This window comes from Petralouisia muris, assembly GCF_004793545.1.
In the GTDB taxonomy this organism is placed as follows: domain Bacteria; phylum Bacillota; class Clostridia; order Lachnospirales; family Lachnospiraceae; genus Petralouisia; species Petralouisia muris.
The window spans coordinates 1-23,034 of sequence record NZ_SRYA01000013.1 but is presented as its reverse complement, the minus strand read 5'-3'; the positions used below and the strand labels follow the sequence as shown (position 1 = coordinate 23,034).

General features: G+C 45.6%; 21 protein-coding genes. 3 read left to right on the top strand and 18 right to left on the bottom strand.

All coding sequences use genetic code 11. The features are described 5' to 3' along the window. Positions 1–110: 110 nt before the first annotated feature. The 17 genes from miaA to E5329_RS07975 form a co-directional block, all read right to left on the bottom strand. Entirely contained in the window at positions 111–1,058 is a 948-nt protein-coding gene (gene miaA / locus E5329_RS08055; RefSeq protein WP_135989061.1) for a tRNA (adenosine(37)-N6)-dimethylallyltransferase MiaA, read from the bottom strand. Further along, a complete protein-coding gene (gene mutL / locus E5329_RS08050) occupies positions 1,058–2,998 on the bottom strand; it encodes a DNA mismatch repair endonuclease MutL (RefSeq protein WP_135989060.1) in 1,941 nt (646 codons plus the stop codon). Before mutL ends, miaA begins: the two co-directional genes overlap by 1 nt. Positions 2,999–3,094: 96 nt before the next feature. Beyond that, complete coding sequence (gene mutS, locus E5329_RS08045; RefSeq protein WP_135989059.1) at positions 3,095–5,749, bottom strand: DNA mismatch repair protein MutS; 2,655 nt, start codon at positions 5,747–5,749, stop codon at positions 3,095–3,097. Positions 5,750–5,763: 14 nt separating this feature from the next. After that, the gene (locus tag E5329_RS08040) at positions 5,764–7,359 is read right to left on the bottom strand and encodes an NAD(P)/FAD-dependent oxidoreductase (RefSeq protein WP_135989058.1); all 1,596 of its coding nucleotides are present in this window, start codon (positions 7,357–7,359) and stop codon (positions 5,764–5,766) included. Continuing rightward, entirely contained in the window at positions 7,356–8,681 is a 1,326-nt protein-coding gene (locus E5329_RS08035) for a BaiN/RdsA family NAD(P)/FAD-dependent oxidoreductase (protein WP_135989057.1), read from the bottom strand. The genes E5329_RS08040 and E5329_RS08035 overlap by 4 nt, the downstream gene beginning before the upstream one ends. A 32-nt stretch (positions 8,682–8,713) precedes the next feature. Beyond that, positions 8,714–9,121: a hypothetical protein gene (locus E5329_RS08030; RefSeq protein WP_135989056.1), complete on the bottom strand. Its 408-nt coding sequence runs from the start codon at positions 9,119–9,121 to the stop codon at positions 8,714–8,716. An 86-nt stretch (positions 9,122–9,207) separates the two neighbouring features. Further along, positions 9,208–10,863: a putative polysaccharide biosynthesis protein gene (locus E5329_RS08025; protein ID WP_135989055.1), complete on the bottom strand. Its 1,656-nt coding sequence runs from the start codon at positions 10,861–10,863 to the stop codon at positions 9,208–9,210. A gap of 61 nt (positions 10,864–10,924) precedes the next feature. Next, positions 10,925–12,055: a DUF3048 domain-containing protein gene (locus E5329_RS08020; RefSeq protein WP_135989054.1), complete on the bottom strand. Its 1,131-nt coding sequence runs from the start codon at positions 12,053–12,055 to the stop codon at positions 10,925–10,927. Positions 12,056–12,112: 57 nt separating this feature from the next. Further along, the gene (ybeY, locus tag E5329_RS08015) at positions 12,113–12,607 is read right to left on the bottom strand and encodes an rRNA maturation RNase YbeY (RefSeq protein WP_135989053.1); all 495 of its coding nucleotides are present in this window, start codon (positions 12,605–12,607) and stop codon (positions 12,113–12,115) included. Beyond that, positions 12,604–13,845 carry a hypothetical protein gene (locus E5329_RS08010; RefSeq protein WP_135989052.1) on the bottom strand — a complete coding sequence of 414 codons (1,242 nt, stop codon included), beginning with the start codon at positions 13,843–13,845 and terminating at the stop codon, positions 12,604–12,606. The genes ybeY and E5329_RS08010 overlap by 4 nt, the downstream gene beginning before the upstream one ends. 9 nt (positions 13,846–13,854) lie before the next feature. Beyond that, entirely contained in the window at positions 13,855–14,871 is a 1,017-nt protein-coding gene (locus E5329_RS08005) for a PhoH family protein (RefSeq protein WP_275443107.1), read from the bottom strand. A 187-nt stretch (positions 14,872–15,058) separates the two neighbouring features. Continuing rightward, the gene (yqfD, locus tag E5329_RS08000) at positions 15,059–16,303 is read right to left on the bottom strand and encodes a sporulation protein YqfD (RefSeq protein WP_135989051.1); all 1,245 of its coding nucleotides are present in this window, start codon (positions 16,301–16,303) and stop codon (positions 15,059–15,061) included. A 12-nt stretch (positions 16,304–16,315) separates the two neighbouring features. After that, positions 16,316–16,618, bottom strand: coding sequence for a YabP/YqfC family sporulation protein (locus E5329_RS07995; RefSeq protein ID WP_135989050.1), 303 nt, complete (start codon positions 16,616–16,618; stop codon positions 16,316–16,318). A 74-nt stretch (positions 16,619–16,692) separates the two neighbouring features. Next, positions 16,693–18,000: a pyrimidine-nucleoside phosphorylase gene (locus E5329_RS07990; RefSeq protein WP_275443106.1), complete on the bottom strand. Its 1,308-nt coding sequence runs from the start codon at positions 17,998–18,000 to the stop codon at positions 16,693–16,695. Positions 18,001–18,024: 24 nt separating this feature from the next. Further along, complete coding sequence (locus tag E5329_RS07985; RefSeq protein ID WP_168356555.1) at positions 18,025–19,836, bottom strand: HSP90 family protein; 1,812 nt, start codon at positions 19,834–19,836, stop codon at positions 18,025–18,027. After that, complete coding sequence (locus tag E5329_RS07980) at positions 19,817–20,875, bottom strand: tRNA dihydrouridine synthase (protein WP_135989048.1); 1,059 nt, start codon at positions 20,873–20,875, stop codon at positions 19,817–19,819. Before E5329_RS07980 ends, E5329_RS07985 begins: the two co-directional genes overlap by 20 nt. Next, a complete protein-coding gene (locus E5329_RS07975; RefSeq protein WP_135989047.1) occupies positions 20,875–21,060 on the bottom strand; it encodes a response regulator in 186 nt (61 codons plus the stop codon). The genes E5329_RS07980 and E5329_RS07975 overlap by 1 nt, the downstream gene beginning before the upstream one ends. Positions 21,061–21,246: 186 nt before the next feature. On the opposite strand from E5329_RS07975, the gene E5329_RS30555 reads away from it, so the two are divergent. From E5329_RS30555 to E5329_RS07960, 3 genes are read left to right on the top strand one after another with little or no spacing between them, the layout of a single operon-like run. After that, positions 21,247–21,711 (top strand): spore coat associated protein CotJA, encoded by a 465-nt coding sequence (locus E5329_RS30555; RefSeq protein ID WP_275443105.1) that lies wholly within the window; start codon positions 21,247–21,249, stop codon positions 21,709–21,711. After that, entirely contained in the window at positions 21,708–21,974 is a 267-nt protein-coding gene (locus E5329_RS07965; protein WP_135989046.1) for a spore coat protein CotJB, read from the top strand. Before E5329_RS30555 ends, E5329_RS07965 begins: the two co-directional genes overlap by 4 nt. Then, on the top strand, positions 21,974–22,576 hold the full coding sequence (locus E5329_RS07960) for a manganese catalase family protein (RefSeq protein WP_135989045.1): 603 nt from the start codon (positions 21,974–21,976) through the stop codon (positions 22,574–22,576). The genes E5329_RS07965 and E5329_RS07960 overlap by 1 nt, the downstream gene beginning before the upstream one ends. 65 nt (positions 22,577–22,641) lie before the next feature. Here E5329_RS07960 and E5329_RS07955 read toward each other — a convergent pair whose 3' ends face one another. Next, positions 22,642–22,980 carry a sensor histidine kinase gene (locus tag E5329_RS07955; protein WP_275443104.1) on the bottom strand — a complete coding sequence of 113 codons (339 nt, stop codon included), beginning with the start codon at positions 22,978–22,980 and terminating at the stop codon, positions 22,642–22,644. Between the last annotated feature and the right edge of the window lie 54 nt (positions 22,981–23,034).

The window sequence follows — 23,034 nt, the reverse complement described above, 5'->3', positions numbered from 1 at the left end:
CAGTTCCGATCCTCCGGCAATCTCATTGTCCGGAAAATATCTGAAACCATCCTGCTCCTTTCTGAATATTCGCTGAATTTTTTTGTTTTCTGACAAATACCTGAAACTGCTCACGGGTATATCTGCTTTTCTTTCAGAATTTTTTTCATATAGGCTAAAATTCTGTCATTTTGATCATCAAATTCCGGCTTGGAAATCCAGATTACCTCCCGTTCCCGCCGAAACCAGGTCAGCTGCCGCTTGGCAAAATGCCTGGTATCCCGCTTGATTCTGTATACAGCCTCTTCCAGCGTGCAATTTCCTTCCAGATAATCCAGCAGTTCCTTATATCCAAGCCCCTGCATGGACGTCATATGCTTGCGGCATCCCATTTCCTTTAACTTCGCAACTTCTTCTAAGAGCCCTTCTGCCATCATCTGATCCACCCGCTGTTCGATTCTTTCATAAAGGCGGTTCCTGTCATCATTCAGCACAAAATAGGCGAAATGATAGGGGGAACACCGCATTCTTTCCTGTTCATTGTGCTCTGAGATTTTCTGGCCTGACAGATGATAGAATTCCAGGGCGCGGATTACCCGCCTGACATTATTTTCATGAATGATTTCCGCGGATTTTTCATCTATCTGGGCCAACATTTCATGAAGCGCTGCTGGCCCCCGTGTGCGGGCAATCTGCTCTAAATATTTTCGGTATTCCTTATCCTCCTGCTGGCTGGTAAAATCAATTCCATACAGCAGCGCCTGAATGTAGAATCCCGTGCCGCCTGTAACAATTGGAATCTGTCCCTGTTGATAGATTTTTTCCATACAAGCTTTCGCATATTCCTGAAACCGCACCACATGAAATTCTTCTTCCGGTTCTAAAACATCCACCAAATAATGGGGAATTCCCTGCATCTCTTCCGGTTTTATCTTGGCAGAACCGATATCCATATGCCGGTATACCTGCATGGAATCTGCAGAAATCACCGCTCCGTTTATCATTTTGGCCAGGCCCAGAGACAGCTCTGTTTTTCCCACCGCCGTAGGCCCTGTTAAAATAATTAATGGTCTTTTCATCACAACACCCGCTTAAATTTCTTTTCTAGTTCATATTTTGTCATAGAAATAATGGTTGGCCGCCCATGAGGACAGTGATATGGATTTTCTAAGGTCAACAGCTCGCCGATTAAGGCCTCTACCTCCGGCCTGGAGATGCTTTGGTTCCCTTTTACTGCCGCTTTGCAGGACATGGAAGCTATTTTTTCTGTAATCATCTGCGGAGTTTCCCTTCCATGAAAATCGGCCAGGCTGTCTAATATTTCAATGACCAGTTCCTGTCCGTTCAGTCCAAAAAGATTGCCTGGAACAGCAGTCACGGAATATTCTTTTCCTCCGAAATGTTCTATTTCATAGCCCAGCTTTTGGAAATATGGCATATATTTTTTCAGCAGGGACTCTTCCTGCATATTCAAAGTCAGCAGAATCGGCGGATAGATGACCTGAGAAGTAAATTCTTTCTGTTTCAGAGCCGCCAGGGTACGTTCATACAATACCTTTTCGTGGGCTGCATGTTGATCGATAATGTAAAGCTGGCTGTCAAATTCCACCAGCCAGTAAGTATCAAAAAGCTGTCCGATTATTTTGTGGGCTTTCCTGGAGGCTTCCTCCAAAAGCTTAGGAGGCTGCTTCTTTGTCTCTGCAGGAGGTTTTGGCTGCGCTGCCGTTTTATGCGGGGACGGTCCAAACATAATTTCTTCCGCCGCCAGTTCTGGCGCCATCTGGCCTGACGGCTCCTGCAGGGCAGGTTCTGTCTGAGAAACAGGCTCTGTTTGAGGAAAATCTGCAGCAGGCTTCTCATATTTCGGTTCATAGGGACTGTCCTTTCGGATGGACTGTTTCACAGCCTGAAGCCGCTTGGCCTCAAAAGGCTCCGGCGCCTTGCGGCCAGACCCCATCCTTTCCTTTTTTTCCTGTTTATGCCTTGCTTTTTCTTCCTGCTCCCGTTCCAGACTTACCTGATAAACCAATTCGTTCCGGTTAATGGCCTCCCGAATCAACTGGGTAAGAAATTGATAAATCTCTTCCCCGTTGCTGAACCGCAGTTCCATTTTGGTAGGATGAACATTCACATCCAGTAAACTGCCGTTAATGGAAATGTGCAGAACTGTAAAAGGATATTTATGCTGCATGACAAAAGATTTATACCCTTCCTCAATGCATTTAGCAATCAGGCCGCTCTTAATATAACGTCCATTGATAAAATAATTCTCAAAATTCCGGTTTCCTCTGGAAATCAGTGGTTTTCCGATAAATCCCTGAATGGAAAAACATTCATTTTCTCCCTGAACTTCAATCAGATTTGCGGCAATGTCACGTCCATAAATATGATAAATCACTTCCTTCAGATTAGAGTTGCCGGAAGTATGCAGTTTTGGCTGGTTATTTACAATCAGCTTAAAGGAAATTTCCGGATGGGACAGCGCCAGACGCTCTACCAAATCTCCGATATATCCGGCTTCTGTCTGAGGGGTTTTTAAGAATTTTTTCCTGGCGGGGGTGTTGTAAAATAAGTTGCGCACCAGAAAGGTAGTGCCCTCCGGCGCCCCAATTTCTTCGGAAGATTTCTCTTTTCCCCCTTCGATGACATACCGAACGCCGCTGAAGTCGGAAACCGTCTTGGTAATCAGTTCCACTTGCGCCACTGCCGCAATACTGGATAACGCCTCTCCCCGGAATCCCAAAGAGGATACCGTCAGCAAATCTTCCACATTGCGGATTTTGCTGGTGGAATGGCGGAGAAAAGCCAGAGGAACCTGTTCTGCTTCCATTCCGCATCCATTATCTGTAATGCGGATAAAAGAGATTCCCCCTTCTTTGATTTCTACCGTAATAGCGCTGGCTTTGGCGTCTATGGCGTTTTCCACCAGTTCTTTTACTACCGAGGAGGGACGTTCAATGACTTCTCCTGCTGCAATTTTATCAATGGTCTGCTGATCTAATATTTCTATCTTTGGCATAAGCGCTCCTTTGGTTATCTGAAATAGCGGAAAGTTATTAGTGGGAACATTGCATTCATGATAAATAGTCATTTTCCTTTAGTTTACATAACATTCTTATGTAAACCGCCACCGGTTTTTAATCTTACTCTGAAGCTGATAGAGTTTATTCATCGCATCAATGGGCGTCAGATTCCCCAGATCTAACTCCCGCACTTCCTGAATAATATCATCATCTTTTACTGTATCAAAGAGAGACATCTGTGTCAAATCCACTTCATCCAGTTTTTCCTTCTTTTTTCGGGGCTTATGGGGCTCCGAAATCAGATTTCCGGTCAGTTCTGTAATGTCATGGGCGCTTAATTCCTCTGAAATCTCTTTGGCTCGTTCAATGACGCTCTCTGGCACTCCCGCAAGCTTTGCTACCTGGATGCCATAGCTTTTATCTGCGCCGCCGGGGACTATTTTCCTTAAAAATACAACGTCGTCCCCTTTTTCTTTGACAGCAATACAGTAATTATTCACATTATTCAGCTTGCCCTCTAACTCTGTCAGTTCATGGTAATGGGTGGCAAACAAGGTCTTGGCTCCCAAAAGCTTTGGATTGCTGATATGCTCCACCACAGCCCAGGCAATGCTTAATCCGTCAAAGGTACTGGTTCCACGGCCGATTTCATCCAGCACCAAAAGGCTGTTGCTGGTGGCGTTGCGCAGAATATTTGCAACTTCTGTCATTTCCACCATAAAAGTGCTCTGGCCGCTTGCCAGATCATCTGACGCCCCCACACGGGTAAAAATCCGATCCACAATTCCGATTTTCGCATGTTCCGCCGGAACAAAGCTTCCGATCTGCGCCATTAATACAATCAGCGCTGTCTGGCGCATATAAGTGGATTTTCCTGCCATATTTGGGCCTGTAATAATGGAAATGCGTTTCTTGCTGTTATCCAGATACGTATCGTTGGAGATAAACATCTCATTGTTAATCATCTGTTCCACCACCGGATGGCGGCCGTCCTTAATATCAATCACACCGTTTTCATTGATGGAGGGACGGCAGTAATTATTCCGCTCTGCCACAAGGGAAAGAGCAGACAGTACATCAGTTTTTGCCACTGCCTTGGCGGTTTTCTGAATCCGCAGCACCTCATTCGCTATGCTGTCCCGAATTGCCCGGAAGGTTTCATATTCCAGCGTTACCAGCTTATCCTCCGCCCCCAGAATAATGTCTTCCAGTTCCTTCAACTCTGCGGTAATATAACGTTCTGCGTTGGCAAGGGTCTGCTTTCTGGTATAATAATCTGGAACAAGATTCTGATAAGAATTGGTTACTTCCAGATAATAGCCAAAAATCTTATTGTATTTAATCCTCAGGTTCTTAATGCCGGTTTTCTCCCGTTCCCGGGTTTCTAATTCCATCAGCCAGGTTTTTCCTTCTGTTTTGGCATGACGGAGTTTGTCAATTTCCTCATTGTATCCTTCTTTAATAATGCCGCCGTCCCGGATGGAAATAGGAGGATCTTCCTGAATGGAAGACTCAATTAACTGATAAATGTCTTCCAGAACATCCAGCTCCAACCGAGTTTCGGCAAGCATAGGCGTATCAAATTCTCCCAAAAGGCTATGGATATAGGGAAGCATTGCCAGGGAACTTTTAAAAGCTGTTAAATCCCTGGGATTGGCTGTTTGATAAGTAACCCGGCTGATCAGACGCTCCAAATCGTAGACGGGATTTAGATATTCCCGGATTTCTTCCCGGGTCATGGCATTTTGATTAAAAGCTTCCACTGCGTCCAGCCGTTTTTCGATTTCTCCCCTGTCTATAAGAGGCTGTTCCACAAAACTTCTGAGCATTCTGGCGCCCATGGCGGTTTTTGTCTTATCCAGCACCCACAGCAAAGATCCCCGCTTCTGTTTTTCCCGCAATGTCTCCACCAGTTCCAGATTGCGTCTAGTGGAACTGTCAATAATCATATATTTTCCTGTTATATAAATCTGCAGGGAGGTCATATTGGCCAGAGAATTCTTCTGTGTCTCATATAAATATTTCAAAAGAGCTCCTGCAGCAATGGCGCCGCACTCATAATCCTTAATGCCAAGCCCTTGAAGATCCGATATTTTAAAATGCTCCAGTAAGGTATTCCTGGCTGTTTCATCGCTGAAATACCAGGAATCCAATGCATAAACGGCAATGGAAAGACGCTGCTTTAAATCTTCAAAATCCATTCCTGCCATATAAAAGGCTTCATTGCAGATAATTTCAGAAGGGGCAAATTTATGTATTTCATCCATCAGCTTCTGCTCCTGATCCACTTCCGTCACAAAATAATCCCCTGTGGTTACATCCGCAATGGAAACGCCGTAGCGATCCTCCATATAGACTACGCACATAATATAATTATTCTTTGTTTCGTCCAACGCCTGGGTATCCAGGTTGGTTCCCGGAGTGACAATCCGCACCACTTCCCGGCGCACTAAACCTCTTGACATTTTCGGATCTTCCACCTGTTCGCAGATGGCAACCTTGTATCCCTTTGCCACCAGCCGATTCAGATAAGATTCCACCGAATGATAAGGCACGCCGCACATGGGCGCTTTTTCTTCTTTCCCGCAGTTTTTACCAGTCAGCGTAATTTCAAGCTCCTTAGAGGCTGTCTTGGCGTCCTCAAAAAACATCTCATAGAAATCCCCCAGACGGTAAAAAAGAATACAGTCCTTATAATCTTTTTTGGTATCTATATATTGCTGCATCATTGGCGTATATTCTGACACGATACTGCTCCCTCCTATTTTCTTCTGTATTTTTGGGCAATTGCCTCTGCAACTTTCATTCCATCCATAGCTGCCGACATGATTCCTCCGGCATACCCCGCGCCTTCCCCGCAAGGATATACCCCTTTGATATTGCTTTCAAATTCCTCGTTCCTGGTAATTCGGATGGGGGAGGAAGTTCTGCTTTCCACGCCGGATAAAATAACATCCGGACGGTCAAATTCCGGGATAGAGCGGGAAAACTTATGCATTCCCTGACAGAAAGAATCATGAATCTCTTTTGGAAATAGCTGATGCAGATTTCCAAATTCCCGCTGTCCCATAGCCGCAGAGGAAAATCCGCCGTAAGAGGTTGAGGTTTTTCCCTGTTCAAAATCACCGAAAAGCTGCTGGGGAATCCTGCCGTTGCCCAGCCGAAACGCCTTTTCCTCCAATTTGCGCTGGAAAGTTACGCCGCTTAAGGGGGAAGAACCAAAATCCTTTGGCGTTACGGTTACAATAATGGCGCTGTTGGCGTTTTTCCCATCCCGCCTGCTGTAACTCATTCCATTGACCGCAAGCCGTTCCTGCTCAGAAGATGCATTTACCACATAACCGCCGGGACACATACAGAAGGAATACACCCCTCTGTGATTTTCCAGATTTGCCGTTAATTTGTATGGCGCAGCCGGAAGCTTTCCGGCTGCTTCCTCTCCGTATTGGCTCTGATTGATCAAAGACTGGGGATGTTCCACCCGCAGTCCCACAGCAAAGGATTTTGCCTCCATCTGAAAGCCTGAACGATACAGCATTTCAAAGGTGTCTCTGGCGCTGTGGCCGATAGCCAGCACAGCAAGTTCTGTTTCGAACTGCAGAACTTCTCCGTTCCGAATACAGGTTACTCCTGTTAACGCCCCCTGATGAAATTCCATTCCGGTGACACAGGTTTCAAAAAAGCAGGTACCGCCCCATTGTTCTATCTGGCGGCGCATATCTGTCACCACATGTTTTAGCAGATCCGTTCCAATATGAGGTTTGCTCTGATATCCGATTTCCTCCGGTGCGCCGTGATGGATAAAAATATCCAGCGCCGCCTGATTCCTTCCCTTCACATCCTTCACCAGCGTATTCAGCTTCCCGTCTGAAAAGGTTCCAGCGCCGCCTTCTCCGAACTGCACATTGGATTCTGGATGAAGCCGGTTCTCCATCCAGAACTGTTCCACATCTTTGGTGCGCTTGTCTATCGTCCTGCCCCGCTCTATCAGAATGGGAGCGTATCCGTGCCGGGCCAGCAAATAGGCGCAAAACAGACCTGCCGGGCCGCTGCCGATAATGATAGGAGGATGCGAAAGCGGCCTGGCTCCCCCGGAAGGAAATTGATAACGTACGTCTTTTGCCAGAGTAATCCGGCTGCTTTTTGCCCTGCGCAGCACATTAGATTCCTGTTTTACTTGTACGTCAATGGTGTAAACATAGGAAATCTGACTTTTTTTCCGGGCGTCTATAGACTGCTTTCGAATCCGGTACTCCCCCACTGCTTCTTTCTTTATTCCCAAATCTTTGGCAATTTTTTGCACCAGCTGTTCCTCTGTATGGGAAATTGGAAGCTTTAACTGCTGTATTCTTATCATTTTCTGCCTCTTTCTCTTTGCTTCTGCATGCTGTCATCCGCTGCAGGATGCTTTTTTTGTCCCTTTTCCAACCCAGAGGAAAAAATCTCGTGCTTTGCTGCGTATTTTCCGGCGGTTGCACCGCTTGTCCATGCCCACTGCAGATTATAACCGCCGCACATACCGTCAATGTCCATCACTTCCCCTGCAAAAAAAAGCCCGGGCACCAGCCTGGATTCCATGGTATCGGGACAGATTTCATTCGTATCCGCGCCGCCGGCTGTCACCTGCGCATGATCAAATCCTTTGGTTCCGATAATTTCCGATTCTAAATGCTGTATGAGAAAAGACAGATGATCCAGTTCCTTTTTGCTGCAGCAAACTGCCGGTTTTTCCAGATGTATTCTGCTTTCCTTTAAAAATACAAGGTTCAGCTTCTGCGGAAACAGCCCAATCATCGCTTCCTTTGCCGTTTTCCCTTCCCCGTATCTAAGAAACTGCTTCCGAATCAAATCTTTTGCCTGACTCTTGGAAAAATCAGGAAGGAAATCCATACTGACCTGGACTTGTTTTCCCTGGAGAAGCCCATAGGCGGCATAACGGCTGACCTGAAAAGCAGGAATTCCTGATACGCCGAATTCTGTCAATTGCAGTTCCCCCAAATCTTCCGAAATTTTCTCCTTTTCTATGTAAAGCTTCAAACGGCACTCTGCACGAATTCCTGCAACTTCTTTGAAAAATGGCTGTTTTCCCTGCAATTGAACCAAAGCAGGCGCAATCTCTGTCATTTTGTGTCCAAAGCCTGCAATATATGGAATTCCGCTCCCATCGCTTCCTGTCTTTTTTGCTGCTTTTCCTCCGGTGGCAATGATACATGTATTGCCGTAAAAATTCCCCTGCTTAGTATCAAAGCAAAAAATCCCGTTCTCTTTTTGAATGGAGCGGATGCCGATTTCATATGCAATCCTTACCTTCCGTTTTCGGCATTCCATCAGCAACGTCTCTAAAACGGAAGAAGCCTGGCCGCTGGCCGGATAATAATATCCACCCCGCCGGCTGACCGGGCGGATGCCCAGTTCTTGAAAAAACTCCAAAGTTTCTTTCAGCCCGAACTGTTCGAAAGCCGGCAAGACAAAGGCAGGGTTCTTGCCTCTGTAATACGCAATGCCCTGCTTTTCATTGGTAAAATTACATTTTCCGTTTCCTGTTGCCAGAATCTTTTTTCCAGCCCGATCCATATGTTCCAGAATCAGAACCTCTGCACCGTATTTTGCAGCCTGTATTCCTGCCATAAGGCCTGACGCGCCGGCCCCTGCAACAATTACATCGTATGTCTGCTTCATCCTAACACTCCAAATCACAATTTTTCAATCTGCTAGCTTGTATAATTTTCCAGAAAATTATACAGCTGCGCTTCATCGCCGATAGATTTTCCCTGCTGGATTTCTTCCTGCAAATCATCCGGAAGCTCCTCCATGCGAATATCTGTTACTGCGTACAATGTTTTCCCGTCAGCATAATAAACTGCCACATAACCATCCTCTGCAAGCAGCAGATATTCATAGGGCTCCACCAGGTTCAGGCTTTCGGCAAGCTCTTTTTCCTCTTCCGCCGCTTTCTGCATGGCCAGCAGATTTTCATTCTGCTGTTTTAACAGAACGATACGTTCTTCATAGATTTTCCGGGTTCTGTGATTTCCCGCAAAAAAACCGATACAGAGACAGAATGCTGCACTGATTAAAATTCCAGACAAAAATAAGCGAATACTACATTTTTTTTCCATGACAAACTCCTTTTTCTGGTAGTATTTGCTATTTTTGCTATTTTATACATATTCTTTGTAATCTGTCCCTGCCGGGGTTCTGCCTGCTACATCAAATGTAGTTTTTTTGCAATTTTAATAATCAAATTTCCCATCGGAAAGCTGCGCAGTTCATTTTCCCTAAGTCCTCGCATTAACAGCAGAAGAATCCCATAGACAATAACGCCTGTGATGATGGAAATTCCAGTGGAAACCGCATTGATTTTTATAGTTTTCATCAGGAAATAGTAAATACCGAACACAACAGCGCCCATAACAGCGGCAGCGATTCCCGGAATAATAAAAGTACGCGTAATTTCCTGGCGGTATTTTAAATATTTCCGGATTGCCATTCCGTTTAAAATGCACATCAGAAAGGAAAAAAACATATTCGCCCATACCACTGCGTAAATATTCAAATCCAGCCCGTACATCAGCGCCGCTAGCACGCCAATATGTAACGCCAGTGCAATCACTGCATTTTTTACGGGAACATTCATGCGATTTATTCCCTGCAGGATTCCATTGCTTAACGTTGACAGGGAATAAAATACAATGGTAACTGCACCAATCTGCATCATTCGGGCAGTCATTGTCCTGTCATCCTGAAAGAGAAGCTGCAAAATCGGAGATGCAAGCACTCCCATGCCTACTGCACAGGGAATTGCAATTACCATAATAAAACGTATGGAATAGGCTACCTTCCGCTTTACATGAGAGATATCTTTGGCTGCAAAAGCTGTGGAAATACTGGGTACACTGGAGGCGGATATGGAAGATGCGATGGCAATCGGCACATTGACCAGCACCTTATATTCCCCTACATAGACGCCCCACATGGTGCTGTAATCCTGCGCCTTATATCCCTGCAGCGCAGCAATATGCTTAAACACGCCCATATCCAGAAAAGAAGTAATATTATAAATTGTGGTACTGAGCAGCACAGGGATAATCGTCATAATCAGGACACGGAAAATAGTTCCGTAGCTCTCCACCTTTTTTCCCTTATCCTTCTGGGTTATTTTCTTAAATACCGGCCGGTAAATAGCCAGTACAAACAAGGTGAACAACAGCGCTGCAACAGCGCCGGCGCCAGTGCCGATGGTTCCTCCTGCTGCACCGTAGGCTTCTGCATAGGTGGCAGGATTGCCTAATACGGCTCCAATTTTTGTGCCGTACTGATACAGCATATAAGCAGTCCATACACTGACGCCTGCATTGATTACCTGTTCAATCAGCTGTGACACGGCACTTGGCATCATGGTGCCCATTCCCTGGAAAAATCCGCGGATAACGCCAAGCAATGCCACAACCAGAAGGGTAGGCGCCAGCACCTGCAAAGCAAAAATGCTTAAAGGCGTCCGCACAATATAGGTTGTAATGACGCCTGCGCCAAAGAAAATAATCAAGCCGGCAGCCGTCCCGGATATCAGGGCAAAAATCAGTGCACCTTTGAAAATTCTATATGCATTTTTCCGCTGTCCCTTTGCCATTCTCGTAGAAACCAGTTTGGAAACAGCCAATGGCAGGCTGTACGAAGATATCAGCAGTAAAATACTGTATATCTCCATCGCCGTGCCATAGTAATCATTTCCAATATCGCCGATAATTGACTTTAAGGGAATCCGGTACAGCAATCCTATAATTCGGCTGATAATGGAAGCAACCGCCAGAATGGAACCCTGTACCAGAAAGTTGGATTCACGTTTTTTCGTTTTACTCATAAAAATTCCTCAATACTGCCTTCCCATGTATGCCGGATACGCTTCCATAGCTGCAATCTGCCTATTCTTCCGTTGCCCTGGCCTGAGACAATTCCTCCTGAGTTGCATAAACGCCGAAACGATCCTGGTAATCCTTTCTTGCAATGCATACCCAGGTCTTCCCCTGGTTCAGGGTAATCTCTTCCCCTGCCTCATTGTAATAACGGGCCGGAGAATCTTCGTTGTCCTTACTCCAGGTTACCCGTTCCATTTTGCCGTTGGTAATATAGATTCCCGCTCCGCCAGATGTGGTATTGATATCCATATAACCGTTCTCATCCAGCTTTGACCAGTCGCAGTACTGGATCAGGATATTCTTTGCGGTAAGCTGTCCTTCTGTAGCGCCGTCGATTTGCTTATCCTTAAATTCATAACGGTAATACAGCCCGTCCTCGCTGTTATATACAAACCAGGGCTTATTGACAAAATATCCCGGACTTACCACGATGGCGTCTTCCCCGGAAGGAGTCACCTCTGCATCGTCCTCTGCAAATTTGTAATGTCCGCTGTAGGTATCCGCAAGTTCTGTGCGGTATCCTTTCTTCTCCAGGCCTGCCTGAATGCCCTCTGCGCTGGTAAATGCATTGTGGGGCGCCTTCCGGTTGGCGTCACGGTAGAACATAATCGTCTCAATGGCGGAATCCATTCCACTTAAATTATGCACGTCTTCCCGTTCCAGCACCGGCTCTGCATAGGCAGCCTGGCCGTAATGGGTGTAAATTGCATCAAACTCTCTTGCAAAATAAATAAAATAATGGCGGCAGCTCCGCACGGAACCGATTTTCTCTAATCCGGAATAATCCTGGAAAATTGCCATTAAACGTGTATAAGAACCTTCCACCGGCACTTCATAGATAATGTCTGCAGATGAAATTCCATACTGGGGCAATGCATCGGAAGTGTTGCCAATCATAATGGCTATGGGCCGCTTCTTTGCCAGTTCCCCGTCAATCCACTGTCCGGTCAGATAGCTTCTTGCCATTCCTTCCGGCACCTCTGGCGTTGGTTCCGGAGTAGGCGTTTCCGGTTCGGGAGTAGGGGTCTCTTCCTCCACTGCCGGTGTCTCCTCCGGTTCTTCCTCTTTCTTGCCGCAGCCGGCAAACATGCTCAATGCCAGAGCGGCCAGCAGCAGCCATACGATACGTTTTTTCATTGTCAATTCCTCCAAATTTTCTTTGTAGCTGCAGGCAGTCAAAGCCGCACTGCAAATTTATCTTAAAATTCCCATCTGATTCAGGATCCTTCTCTGCTTTTCTTCCATTACAGCAGCATCCTCCTTGGTCATATGGTCATATCCCAGCAAATGCAGCATACTGTGCAGGATTAAGAAAGCATATTCCCGCTCTGGGCTGTGACCAAATTCTGCCGCCTGCTCCCATACCCTGTCCACACACAATACAATATCTCCAAGCATTGCCTCATTGGTATCCGGATTAAAATTGTCTTCCTCCTGCTCTATCCAGGTAAAATCCCCTGGAGTTTCATAGCTTATCAGGGGAAAGGAAAGCACATCGGTAGCCGCATCAATTCCGCGATATTCCAGATTCAATTCCTGAATAGCTTTCAAAGGAACCAGCAGAAGGCTTACTTCTGCTTCAAAGGGAAATCCCTCTGCTTTCAAAGCCCCGTCAATTACCTGTTCCGCCAGTTTTTTATAATCAAAAGGAAATGAAACCTCTGTTTCTTCTTCCAGTGTCACTGTCAAAACAATTCTGCCTCCTTTATTAAATAATCTCTGATTTTTAAAAACATATTCATGCTGAAGCCGGATTTGTCATATAGTCCTGAAGCGGAATTCTCATTCAAAGTCTGATATACCAGCATATCCTGATTCCAGGAACTGGAAAGGGTGGCGCGATCCAACACGTCAAACTTTGCCACAACGCTGTCCACAATATGCACAATGGCCGATTCCAGTGTTGAGGGAAGCTGCTGTTCTCCATTATATTCCCGTAATATTCCTACCACTTCTCTGGGCAGATGATTGCTTCTGGCAAGAGCCACTCCATTTTCCACATAGGGTTCCCCTTCCATTCTTCCAAGGCGGTAATAAAAACCTCCGGCCGCTGCCACATCCGGATCAGCCTCTACAAGACTGGCGCATTTTCTGGCGATTTCCGATACTTTTCTTCCATGGTTATAATCTGCTTTCGAAAAATTAGAGACTGCCTGAACCAGTCCAAAATCTGATTTCAGTATCCGCTCCAGCTCCAACTTTCTGGAAGCATGCAAATACCGGTGCAGAGTCTGATAGAGAACCCATGCCCCTAAGGAAGAAACAAGTCCGTTACAGGCGCCGTATAACAATACGTTCCAGTCCAGCTGTCCCGTCTGGACAAAGGAAAAAATCGTAACGCTGTCAAAAATATAGAGAAACAGGAAAATAATTCCCCACCGCCGGCTCCTGATTTCTTTCAGGAACGTAACTGCCAGGCATCCTCCCATCAGGAGAAAAATATCGCAGAGCAGAATATAAACATTTTCCTGGCCGCAGATGGCAAATACGGAAACATGAAAAATTCCTGCCATCATTCCGAAAAAAGAATTGCTTACTATTGCCATTCCTGCGGACAGCAGAAGCACCGGCCTTGCATATTCCGGCAGATATAGAAACAAAACTGCCGCCCCGCAGGAAAGCATATACCAACTGGCAATATGCCTGTAATCTTTTGCCCTTTCATAAAACCAGTCCTTCTGTATCCGATACAATTCCATTCCTGCAAGAAACGCCACAGAATATAATATTCCGAAAAAAACCAGTACGGCCATCCGGTCCGGTTCCCGATTTCTTATTATTCCTGAAAAGATACACTCCAGAATCCCGCATGCCGCCATGCCGAGAAAAATAAAATTTCTGCGCCCTCTGCTGTAATCTCTGAAACCATTGTGTTTGTCTGTCTTTTTTGCTTTCTCTTTTGCCATTTCCGGAGCTTTTTCTTTCATGTTTTCAAACTATCCCTGCCGTTTCTTTCTTCTTTGGTAATCAGGAACCTGACTGACCTTTTTTTCTGCTTCTGCTTTCTCAAACGCCTTAACGATATCTTTGACAATTTTGTTGCGGACTACGTCGCGGTTATTCAGATGTATCACAGATATCCCTTCAATGGGCCCTACGATGGCTGCGCACTTCTCCAGCCCTGAATCTGTCTTATGGGGAAGATCGATTTGTGTAACGTCTCCTGTCAATACCATTTTGGAACCTTCCCCCAACCGTGTCAATGCCATCTTAATGGTATAAATAGAAGCATTCTGGCTTTCATCAATCAGCACTTTGGCCCTGTTTAACGTGCGGCCCCGCATATATGCCAGCGGAGCAATCTCGATTGTCCCGCGTTCCCGAAGCTTTTCTGCTTTCTCCGCACCGAAGATATCGTATAACGCATCATTCAGCGGGCGAAGATAGGGGTCCACCTTCTGAGACAAATCACCGGGCAGAAATCCAAGACGCTCTTCCCCGGCTTCAATGGCCGGCCGGCTCATAATAATCCGGTCGATGTCTCCTCTCTTTAATTCTTCAGCAGCCTGCGCCACTGCAAGATAAGTCTTTCCCGTTCCTGCAGGCCCAATACAGATTGTAATGGTATTTTCTTTCATGGCCCTGATATAATTCTTCTGCCCGGGGGTTTTGCACTTGATGGGAGCGCCGCGGTTGGTAAGAGTAACAATACTCTCCATTGCCTCTACTGTCTCTTCTAAAGAGCCTTCCGTAGCCTCATCGATCAGACGGTAAATCATGTCCTCATTGATCCTATCCCCTTCTCCCTGGTCATAGATCTGCTGTAAAGACTGTATCACGGATACAGCATTGGAAACTCCTGAGATATCTTCTCCCTTTACTTCCACCTTGGATTCCCTCAGCCCGATCAGCACAGAAAAAGCCTTTTCCAACATTCGCACAAAATGATCCTGACAGCCGAAAACAGCCTGCTGCTGTTCCATCGTGCTTATCTCTATATATTCTATCTGCAAATAATAATACCTCACTTTCTCAGGGGAATATACACATACTGGAATTTATTATATCAAAAACTTTTCCGCTTTTCAAGATTTCGAAAAAAAATCCTTGACAAGCCAGAAAAAACAGGAAAATCCTCTGAAAAATCAGCTGTTTTCCTGTTTTTTCTGTTCTGTATGATTCGTTTGTGAGGATGTCGGCTCACATGCCATCCGGTATTTCTTCCTGAGGGGTATCTGCGGCAACGGTCTCTTTTCTGCTTCCAATCGGCTCAATCACCTCTATTGTGCCAAAAGCAGCACAGGTTTTTCTGTCTGCCGTGATTGCAACACGGTTCTCCATAATCTGAATTCCATTCTGGGTCAATTCTTCGCAAAATTGCTTTAATTTTTCTTCTGCCGCTTGTCTGGCTTCTTTCTCGGTGTACTGTTTCTTCTCCAGCCGGTATTCCCGATGGGTTTCTTTTGTCAAAGCCAGGGGCAGATAAAAGGTATCTCCAATTTTTACGTCATATTCATCCGTAATCATATCATAGTCTGAGAATTTCCGGGACAGATACGGCAGCCGGATCTGAAAGTTAAAAAAACGAATCCCGTAAGTTTCACGTTCTTTTCCAGTATATACCTTCTCCTCATACCACATGGAAAACCGATCTTCATAAGTATATTCCGTAATGCCCAAAATATCTGCGTCTGCAACGCAATACTGCCAGGAGGCAATTTCCTCATTGTCATTGTACACCGGATTCTTTCCTTCCACCAGCATATCGCCGGGATGGACTTCTGTTCCTTTTTCTACATAAGGCGTGCCCTGGCGGGTTAATATGCTGTAAATTACCGCATCTTTGTCCGCCACCAGGTCACCGGGAAGATCCTCTGTTTCCCCTTTTGCGGCTGCCTGCTGGTTGGTGACAAGGTTTTCCTGCACATCAATAATCAGCATGGTTCCTTCTAATTTTGCAGAAGCCCAGATAATATCTTCATAGCCGGCTCTTAATTCCTCTTCTATTTTCTCACAGTTTATTTTGCTTTTTAACAGTCCGTGGTATACTTTGTGCTCTTCCAGAAATTTGAGGATGCTACTGTCCGTTTCATGAAGATTTCCATTAATCTCAATTCTCCAGACAAACAGGGACATAGTATATAAAAGACCGCAGCACAGAAAAATTCCTGCAAAAAACAGCTTGCGTTTTCGGTACCTGCGCATGACAAAGGGAAGCCCCACACGCTCTAATATCACAAATGTTGTCCTTGTTTTTTTCAGAATCGGCTTCAGCCTTTTAAGCCCTCGGATGCTGATACAGAACACATAATGATCCTCTTCATATTCCAGATTCCAAATCAAAATGTCGTGATTGCTGCACAGATTCAGAAACCGCTCCGGCGCATAACCAGAAAGCCTGATTTTTACATAGCCCTGCAAATATTTTAATTTATCAATTAACAAATGCCCTGCTCCTTATGAGTCATATAATATTCCTTGAATACAGCCAGTAATTTTCATTTCCTCATTGGTGTAGTATTCCACAAGCAGCCTCTTGCCCTGAATGGTCACCTGGCATGTTTTGGTCTGCAGACGGATCTTTTCCTGTGTGTATTCAATAATTCCCTTATAATTCTCTACCAGGACCTGCCCCCTGCCCATGGCGGTTATGATCACCGCGCCGTACATAATGTCCATGGGCAGTTCCAGCGATTCCACAATATTTGATTTTACGTTTTCTTTGACCTGATCCAGTCTTGTTCGTCTTCCTTTTCCCATATTGCATTATATGAAAAAGAAGCAGAAATTATGACCGCAGGATCTGTTTTTGCATCGGTGTGCGGCAAAGCAATTTATGATCGCAGAATTCCCTTAACCATCAGCAGTTCCTCCGGAGCCTGAGGCTGAATGCGGTAAGCGCCTACGATTTTTCCATATGCTTCTTTGGCCTGTTCCATATCGTTGGCGTAAATCGTGGCAAGGGCTTCCCCAGGCTGCAGGGCCTGCCCCCGCTTTTTATGGAGAAGAATGCCCACTGACAGGTCAACCGGACTGTCCTTCGTATTGCGGCCTCCGCCCAGAATCAGATTTGCCAGCCCAATCTCTTCTGCCAGGATTCCCCCCACATAGCCTGTATCCGTATTTATCACCTGCATCTGTATCCCTGCCGCCGGCAGAAGCTCCGGTTGATAGACATATTGCTTCTCTCCTCCCTGGGTCTCTACAAATTCTGCAAATTTATCCAGTGCGGTTTTCTCACGAATTGTTTGTTCCAGCAAGTTTCGGGCTTCTTCTTCAGTAGCTGCTTTCTCAGCCGCCAGTACCATCTCTGCGCCAAGCGCATAGACCACATCCATCAAATCTTTGGGACCCAGTCCGTTGAGGGAAAGTATGGCTTCTTTTACTTCCAGAGAATTTCCCACTGCATTCCCCAATGGCTGCTCCATGTCCGTGATCACTGCCGCCATTCGCTTTCCGGCGTTTTTTCCGATTTGGACCATTTCCCTGGCAAGGGCAAAGGCGTCTTTTTCCTCTTTCATAAATGCTCCGTTCCCGGTCTTTACGTCCAATACAATGGCGTCTGCCCCTGCCGCCAGCTTTTTGCTCATAATACTGGAAGCAATCAAAGAAAGCTGTTCCACTGTAGCCGTTACGTCCCGCAAGGCGTAGAGTTTCTTGTCTGCAGGGGCAAGATCTGCCGTCTGTCCCATGATTGCCATTTTGATCCGGTTTACATTCTGACAAAACTGCTCCTTCGTCAATTCAGTGGAAAAGCCCGGAAAGCATTCCAGCTTGTCAATCGTTCCGCCCGTATGGCCAAGACCTCTGCCGGACATTTTAGCCACCGGAATGCCAAGAGCCGCTATCATCGGCGTCAGCACAAGGGAGGTCTTATCTCCTACTCCGCCGGTGCTGTGTTTATCCACCTTAATTCCTTCAATTTCGGACAAATCCAGGACCTCTCCGCTGTCTCTCATTGCCAGGGTCAGCGCCAGAGTTTCCTCCTCTGTCATGCCCTGAAAACAGACTGCCATCATCAGAGCTGACATCTGGTAATCCGGAATCTCCCCTTTTGTATACCCTTCTGTCATAAAACGGATTTCTTCCTGGGTCAGGACGCAGCCTCTCTTTTTCTTATTGATAATATCATACATTCTCATACTATGTTTCCTCCAGCCTTATTTTTACTCTTCTTTGTCTGCAAGATCTCTTTCCATTAACAGCAATATATTCTGATTCAGGGTAGCCATATCATTTTTGCGCAAAGGAAAGCCTCCTATTTGTAATGCTTGGATATAAATAATTTCCACAAATATTTTCAGCACATCCTCCTCCGTAATCCTGATTAAATTTTTCACAATCGGATTATTGTAATTGAGATAAAGCATTGATACGGCGTCCTCGCCTTTTAATTCAGAGGAAATCATATTCAGCATCTCTCGGAATATGGAATTTGCTTTGTTCTTAGAGATTGCAATCTGCCGGTTTAATACAGCTTCCTCATCCATCAGGAAAAACGCCGGCTGATTAGCTGGTTGGAAACATTTTAATTCCGCCCGGCAGTCACGGTCTTTAAGAATCTTATTTGCTTTGTTTAAAAATTCTAATCCTTTCTCCTGTTCTTCCGCAGCAAGCTCTTCCATCAAATCTTCGATTTCCTCTTCTTCCACCTCGCTGACGCTTATGCCGAACATATACCCAAGGCCTTCCAGCAGTTCTAAGGCATGCACATAGGTCACATTGATTAAAAGCTGATCTTGGGCGAAAAATAACTGGGACAATTGCTTATATTTTTCTCTGGTAGGCGCATAGAGCAGATCCTCCCCGCACATCCTGAGGTCATATCCTGTCAGAGTGCCTCTGGTGGTCTCAAATTCAAAATAGTCAATCAAAGTCCGGAATAATTTAGGGTTTGCCAGAGCCAGTTCCATCAGGGTAAGCTGATGCACCCGAAAGAATTTTCCAAACAGCTCCGGCTGATCGTCTGCCATAGTGTCTATGTACGCAATCAGACGGTTTTCTATAGTTTCTCTTACGGCATCTAAGGTTTCGTCTTCGTAAAAGCCTTCCCGGGAAGCTGTGGGCTTTAAATCCGTTGCATGCACAATGCATTTGGTAAATACCGCCCAATCCGGAAGCAGGCCGTCCCCCTTTTCCGTCAGCATCATATGCTTTAAATAAATCCGGTGGGCAGGCTTGGCAGAGGGAAGCACGGTGTAATTTAAGATATAGGCAACGCCGGACACATTGCCTTCTTCCGAACGGAAAGTAAGGCAATCCAGAAAAAGCTCCCCAAACAGCATTTGCCCGAACAGCAAAAGCTCCTGTTTGTTGGTATTTCTGCCTTCCCAGGGCAGATACACAGGATTGATTTGCTTTTCTTTCCCATTCTGACGGATGATTACAGGGAAAGGAAGCAAAAGTCCGTAATAGGTAATCAGATTTTCAAGGATTTCTCTGGTGAAATACTCCTCCATTCCCTCTTTTGCAGCCAAAATAATTTTCGTGCCGGGTGAGGGCAGGGCTTCCTTGTCCTGCTGCTGCAGTGTTTCTATGGTATAGGTTCCGTCTGGTCTTCCCCGCCATACCAGCGATGGCGCATCCTTGCTTTGACAGGATTTTGTAATCAGGCAGATCTCATCTGTAACCATAAAGCAGGATAACAGACCGATTCCAAACTGTCCGATATAATCTCTGCGGACGCTTCTGTCCGTCAACTCACGTTTGGAGGATTCTCCAATAATCGCCAGAAACCGATGGATTTCTTCTTCCATAAGCCCCTGTCCGTTATCTGCGAAGATCAGCTTCTCCTTTTCTTCTATTTCCAATGTAATGGAGCCCTCAAATTCTTTCTTCTGTATCTCTTTTCTTCTTGTAATGGCGTCTGCCGCATTTTGCAGCAGTTCCCGGATAAACACATCCGGACTGCTGTAGAGATGCTCTGATAATATTTCAATCATGCCTCCCAAATTCACCTTAAAACGATAATCTTCCATTGCTGATAACCCCCTGTTCCCGGAATAACGCATTCACTGCGGCTTCATAATTCTGAAGCGTTTCCGCTTTCTTTATTCTCTTTGCATAAATTCCATGATTGGAAAACGACTGTATCATATAAGACCAGATTTCTTTCATTTTAAACAGCACATTGCGGTTTCCGGACAGAATTTCCTGATAATCCCTGTAAATTCTGTCATGAAATTCCCGATACTGTCTCTTTTTCAGTGTCTCCCCGATTTCAGGCCCATTGGATGGGCCTGCGGCAAGAGAATCGGCGCCGGCAGGATGCTTTTTCGCCGTTTCCCCGGTTTCAAGCGCAAACTCTGGATCACAGGCTAACATACATTCCCTGCGCAAATCAGGATTTGCAATAATTCCCCGCCCGGTCATCACAGATGCAAGCCCTGGAAATCTGCGCAGCAGGTCTTTAAAATCCTGCCCAGTGAAAATATCTCCATTGTAACATAGCGGATTGGCGCTGTTTTCCAATGCTTCTTGAAATACCTGATAATTGGGCAAATTGCTGTAATAATCTTCCCTCACTCTGGGATGGATAATCAGTTCTTCTAGCGGATACTGATTAAAGAGCTTCAGAAGTGTTTCAAATTCATCCGGATCTTCCATACCGATCCGGGTCTTAATAGAAATGCGCAGCGTAAGTTTTGAAAAAATCTCATCCAAAAACTGGTCTAATTCTGTGGGATGGGATAAAAATCCCGCCCCTTTTCCTTTCGCAGTTACCGTGCCGGAAGGACATCCCAGATTCAGGTTGATTTCTTCATATCCAAACTCCGCCAGAGTATTCGCTGCCCGGATGAAATCCTCCGGTCGGTTGGTTAAAAGCTGGGGCACAAGAAAAATCCCCTTGTTATGTTCCGGCAAAACGTCATTTTTTTCCCGGCTGCTTAGCCCCTTTTTCTGCTTTGGCACAAGAAAAGGGGTAAAATATTTATCCATGGGAGTAAAAATACTGTGATATGCATTCCGATAAATATATGTAGTAATGCCCTCTAACGGGGCCAGATATTGTTTCATCACCTGCTCCTTGCCTGCTTTTTTTGCCGGAACTCACAATGCGTCCTGGTCTGAAAAAAGCATTTCACTTTATTTTCCTGCCGTTTCATTTCTTCTATCAAATCCGGCCGCTGTTTTCCAATAGAGGTCATGGCCTGGGCGCCGGAAATCGCAATGGCAACCTCATAGTATCCAAACCGCGCCATTCTTTCAAAACCGCCCTGTCATGGAATGGATACGATCTATTTTACCGCCTTTCTAAACATATTTTACCAATCATAAAGCAGTATAACACTTCCTGTATGATAAAGCAATATTCCAATCACTGCACCATTTTCCCCTTTCTTTCATATTGTATTAAAAAGCAAACCAAAAAAGAGAGGATTACCAATATGGCTAATTATCATACAGCATCTGACTGCGGCTGCAGCCAGAATACGCCACAATGCCCTATGCCTGAAAAACCCTGTCCGGCTCCCATGCCCGGACGGCAGATGATGCAAAAACCCTGCCCGGCAGATATGCCCGGACGGCAGATGATGCAAAAACCCTGCCCGGCAGATATGCCCGGACGGCAGATGATGCAAAAACCTTGCTCAGCAGGGATGTCCGGACGGCAGATGATGCAAAAATCCTGCCCGGCAGATATAACGCAGCCGAAAGTGCCGGACTGCCCTTCCATGCCAGGAAACTGTCGTGGAGATTCCGATCCGTTATCCGATATGCCCATTGCAATGGCTTACGTTCCGTGGCAGTTTTTCCATGAGACATTTGATGTGGATAAGGCATTGCAATGCGGAACCATTTTCCCGGAATTAAGCAAACCGTTCTTAGGGAAAGGAGGCTGCCCGAAATGAAAGGAAACCAGATGGAACAAATGAAATTATTTCAATGGATTAATATGGTAAGCTTCGCAGTGAATGATATTGTTCTCTATCTTGATACCCATCCAATGGATCAGGAGGCAATTGCCTATTTCAATCATTTCCGGGAAGTGCGCATGAATGCGTTGAAGGAATATGAAAATTACTACGGACCCCTTACAATTGACACCGCTAAGCCAGATCAGAAATGGCTGTGGGCAATGCAGCCCATGCCCTGGGAAGGAGGGAACTGTTAATGTGGAATTATGAAAAAAGATTGCAATATCCTGTGAATATTACCCAGACAAATCCCCAGATTGCCCAGGTAATCATCAGTCAGTTCGGCGGGCCTGACGGAGAGCTTTCCGCTTCCATGCGTTATCTGTCCCAGCGGTATACCATGCCTTATCGGGAAGTTGCTGGACTGTTAACCGATATAGGTACCGAAGAACTGGCTCATATGGAAATGATTTGCGCCATTGTCTACCAGTTAACCAAAGATTTGTCTCCGGAAGAAATCAAAGCCTCCGGTTTTGATAAATATTATGTGGATCACACGTTGGCGTTGTGGCCCCAGGCGGCAGGAGGAATTCCATTCAATGCCTGTGAATTCCAGTCCAAGGGTGATCCCATTACCGATTTGACGGAAAATTTGGCTGCAGAACAGAAAGCGCGCAGCACCTATGACAATATCCTGCGTCTGGTGAAAGATCAGGAAGTTGCAGATCCAATCCGGTTTTTGCGCGCCCGGGAAATCGTTCATTTCCAGCGTTTCGGTGAAGGCCTGCGGATTGTTCAGGATCACCTGGATTCCAGAAACTTCTATGCAGCGAACCCAGCATTTGACTGCCGGAAATAGCAGCGGAAAAAAAGCATCATAAATTGTTAAAAGTATGGTCGGACAGGAAAAGAGTCGTATCTCTTCTACTGCCCGGCCATATACATGGGTAATGTAATCTTTACACAAAAACCATTATATGAGCTATGCTCAATGGCTAAACCGCCGCCGTGAGCCTCTATGATTTGTTTTACAATAAGCAGCCCTAAACCGTGGCGCTGTTCCGTCACATTTACATCACACACCATATAGTGCGGAGCATTATTGAGTTTTTCTATTTGCTCGTTCGTAGCCCCTATACCGTCATCGGCAACAGTTATCGTGCAGCTGCTATTTTCAGCAGAAACGCTGACATAAATTTTACAGCCCTGCTCATTATGGTTGATACAATTCTGAATTAGATTGCCAATTGCCCGTTTTATCACAATGTCATTAACTTAAGGAAAAGAACAATACCGGATGTCTTTACACCCATTCAT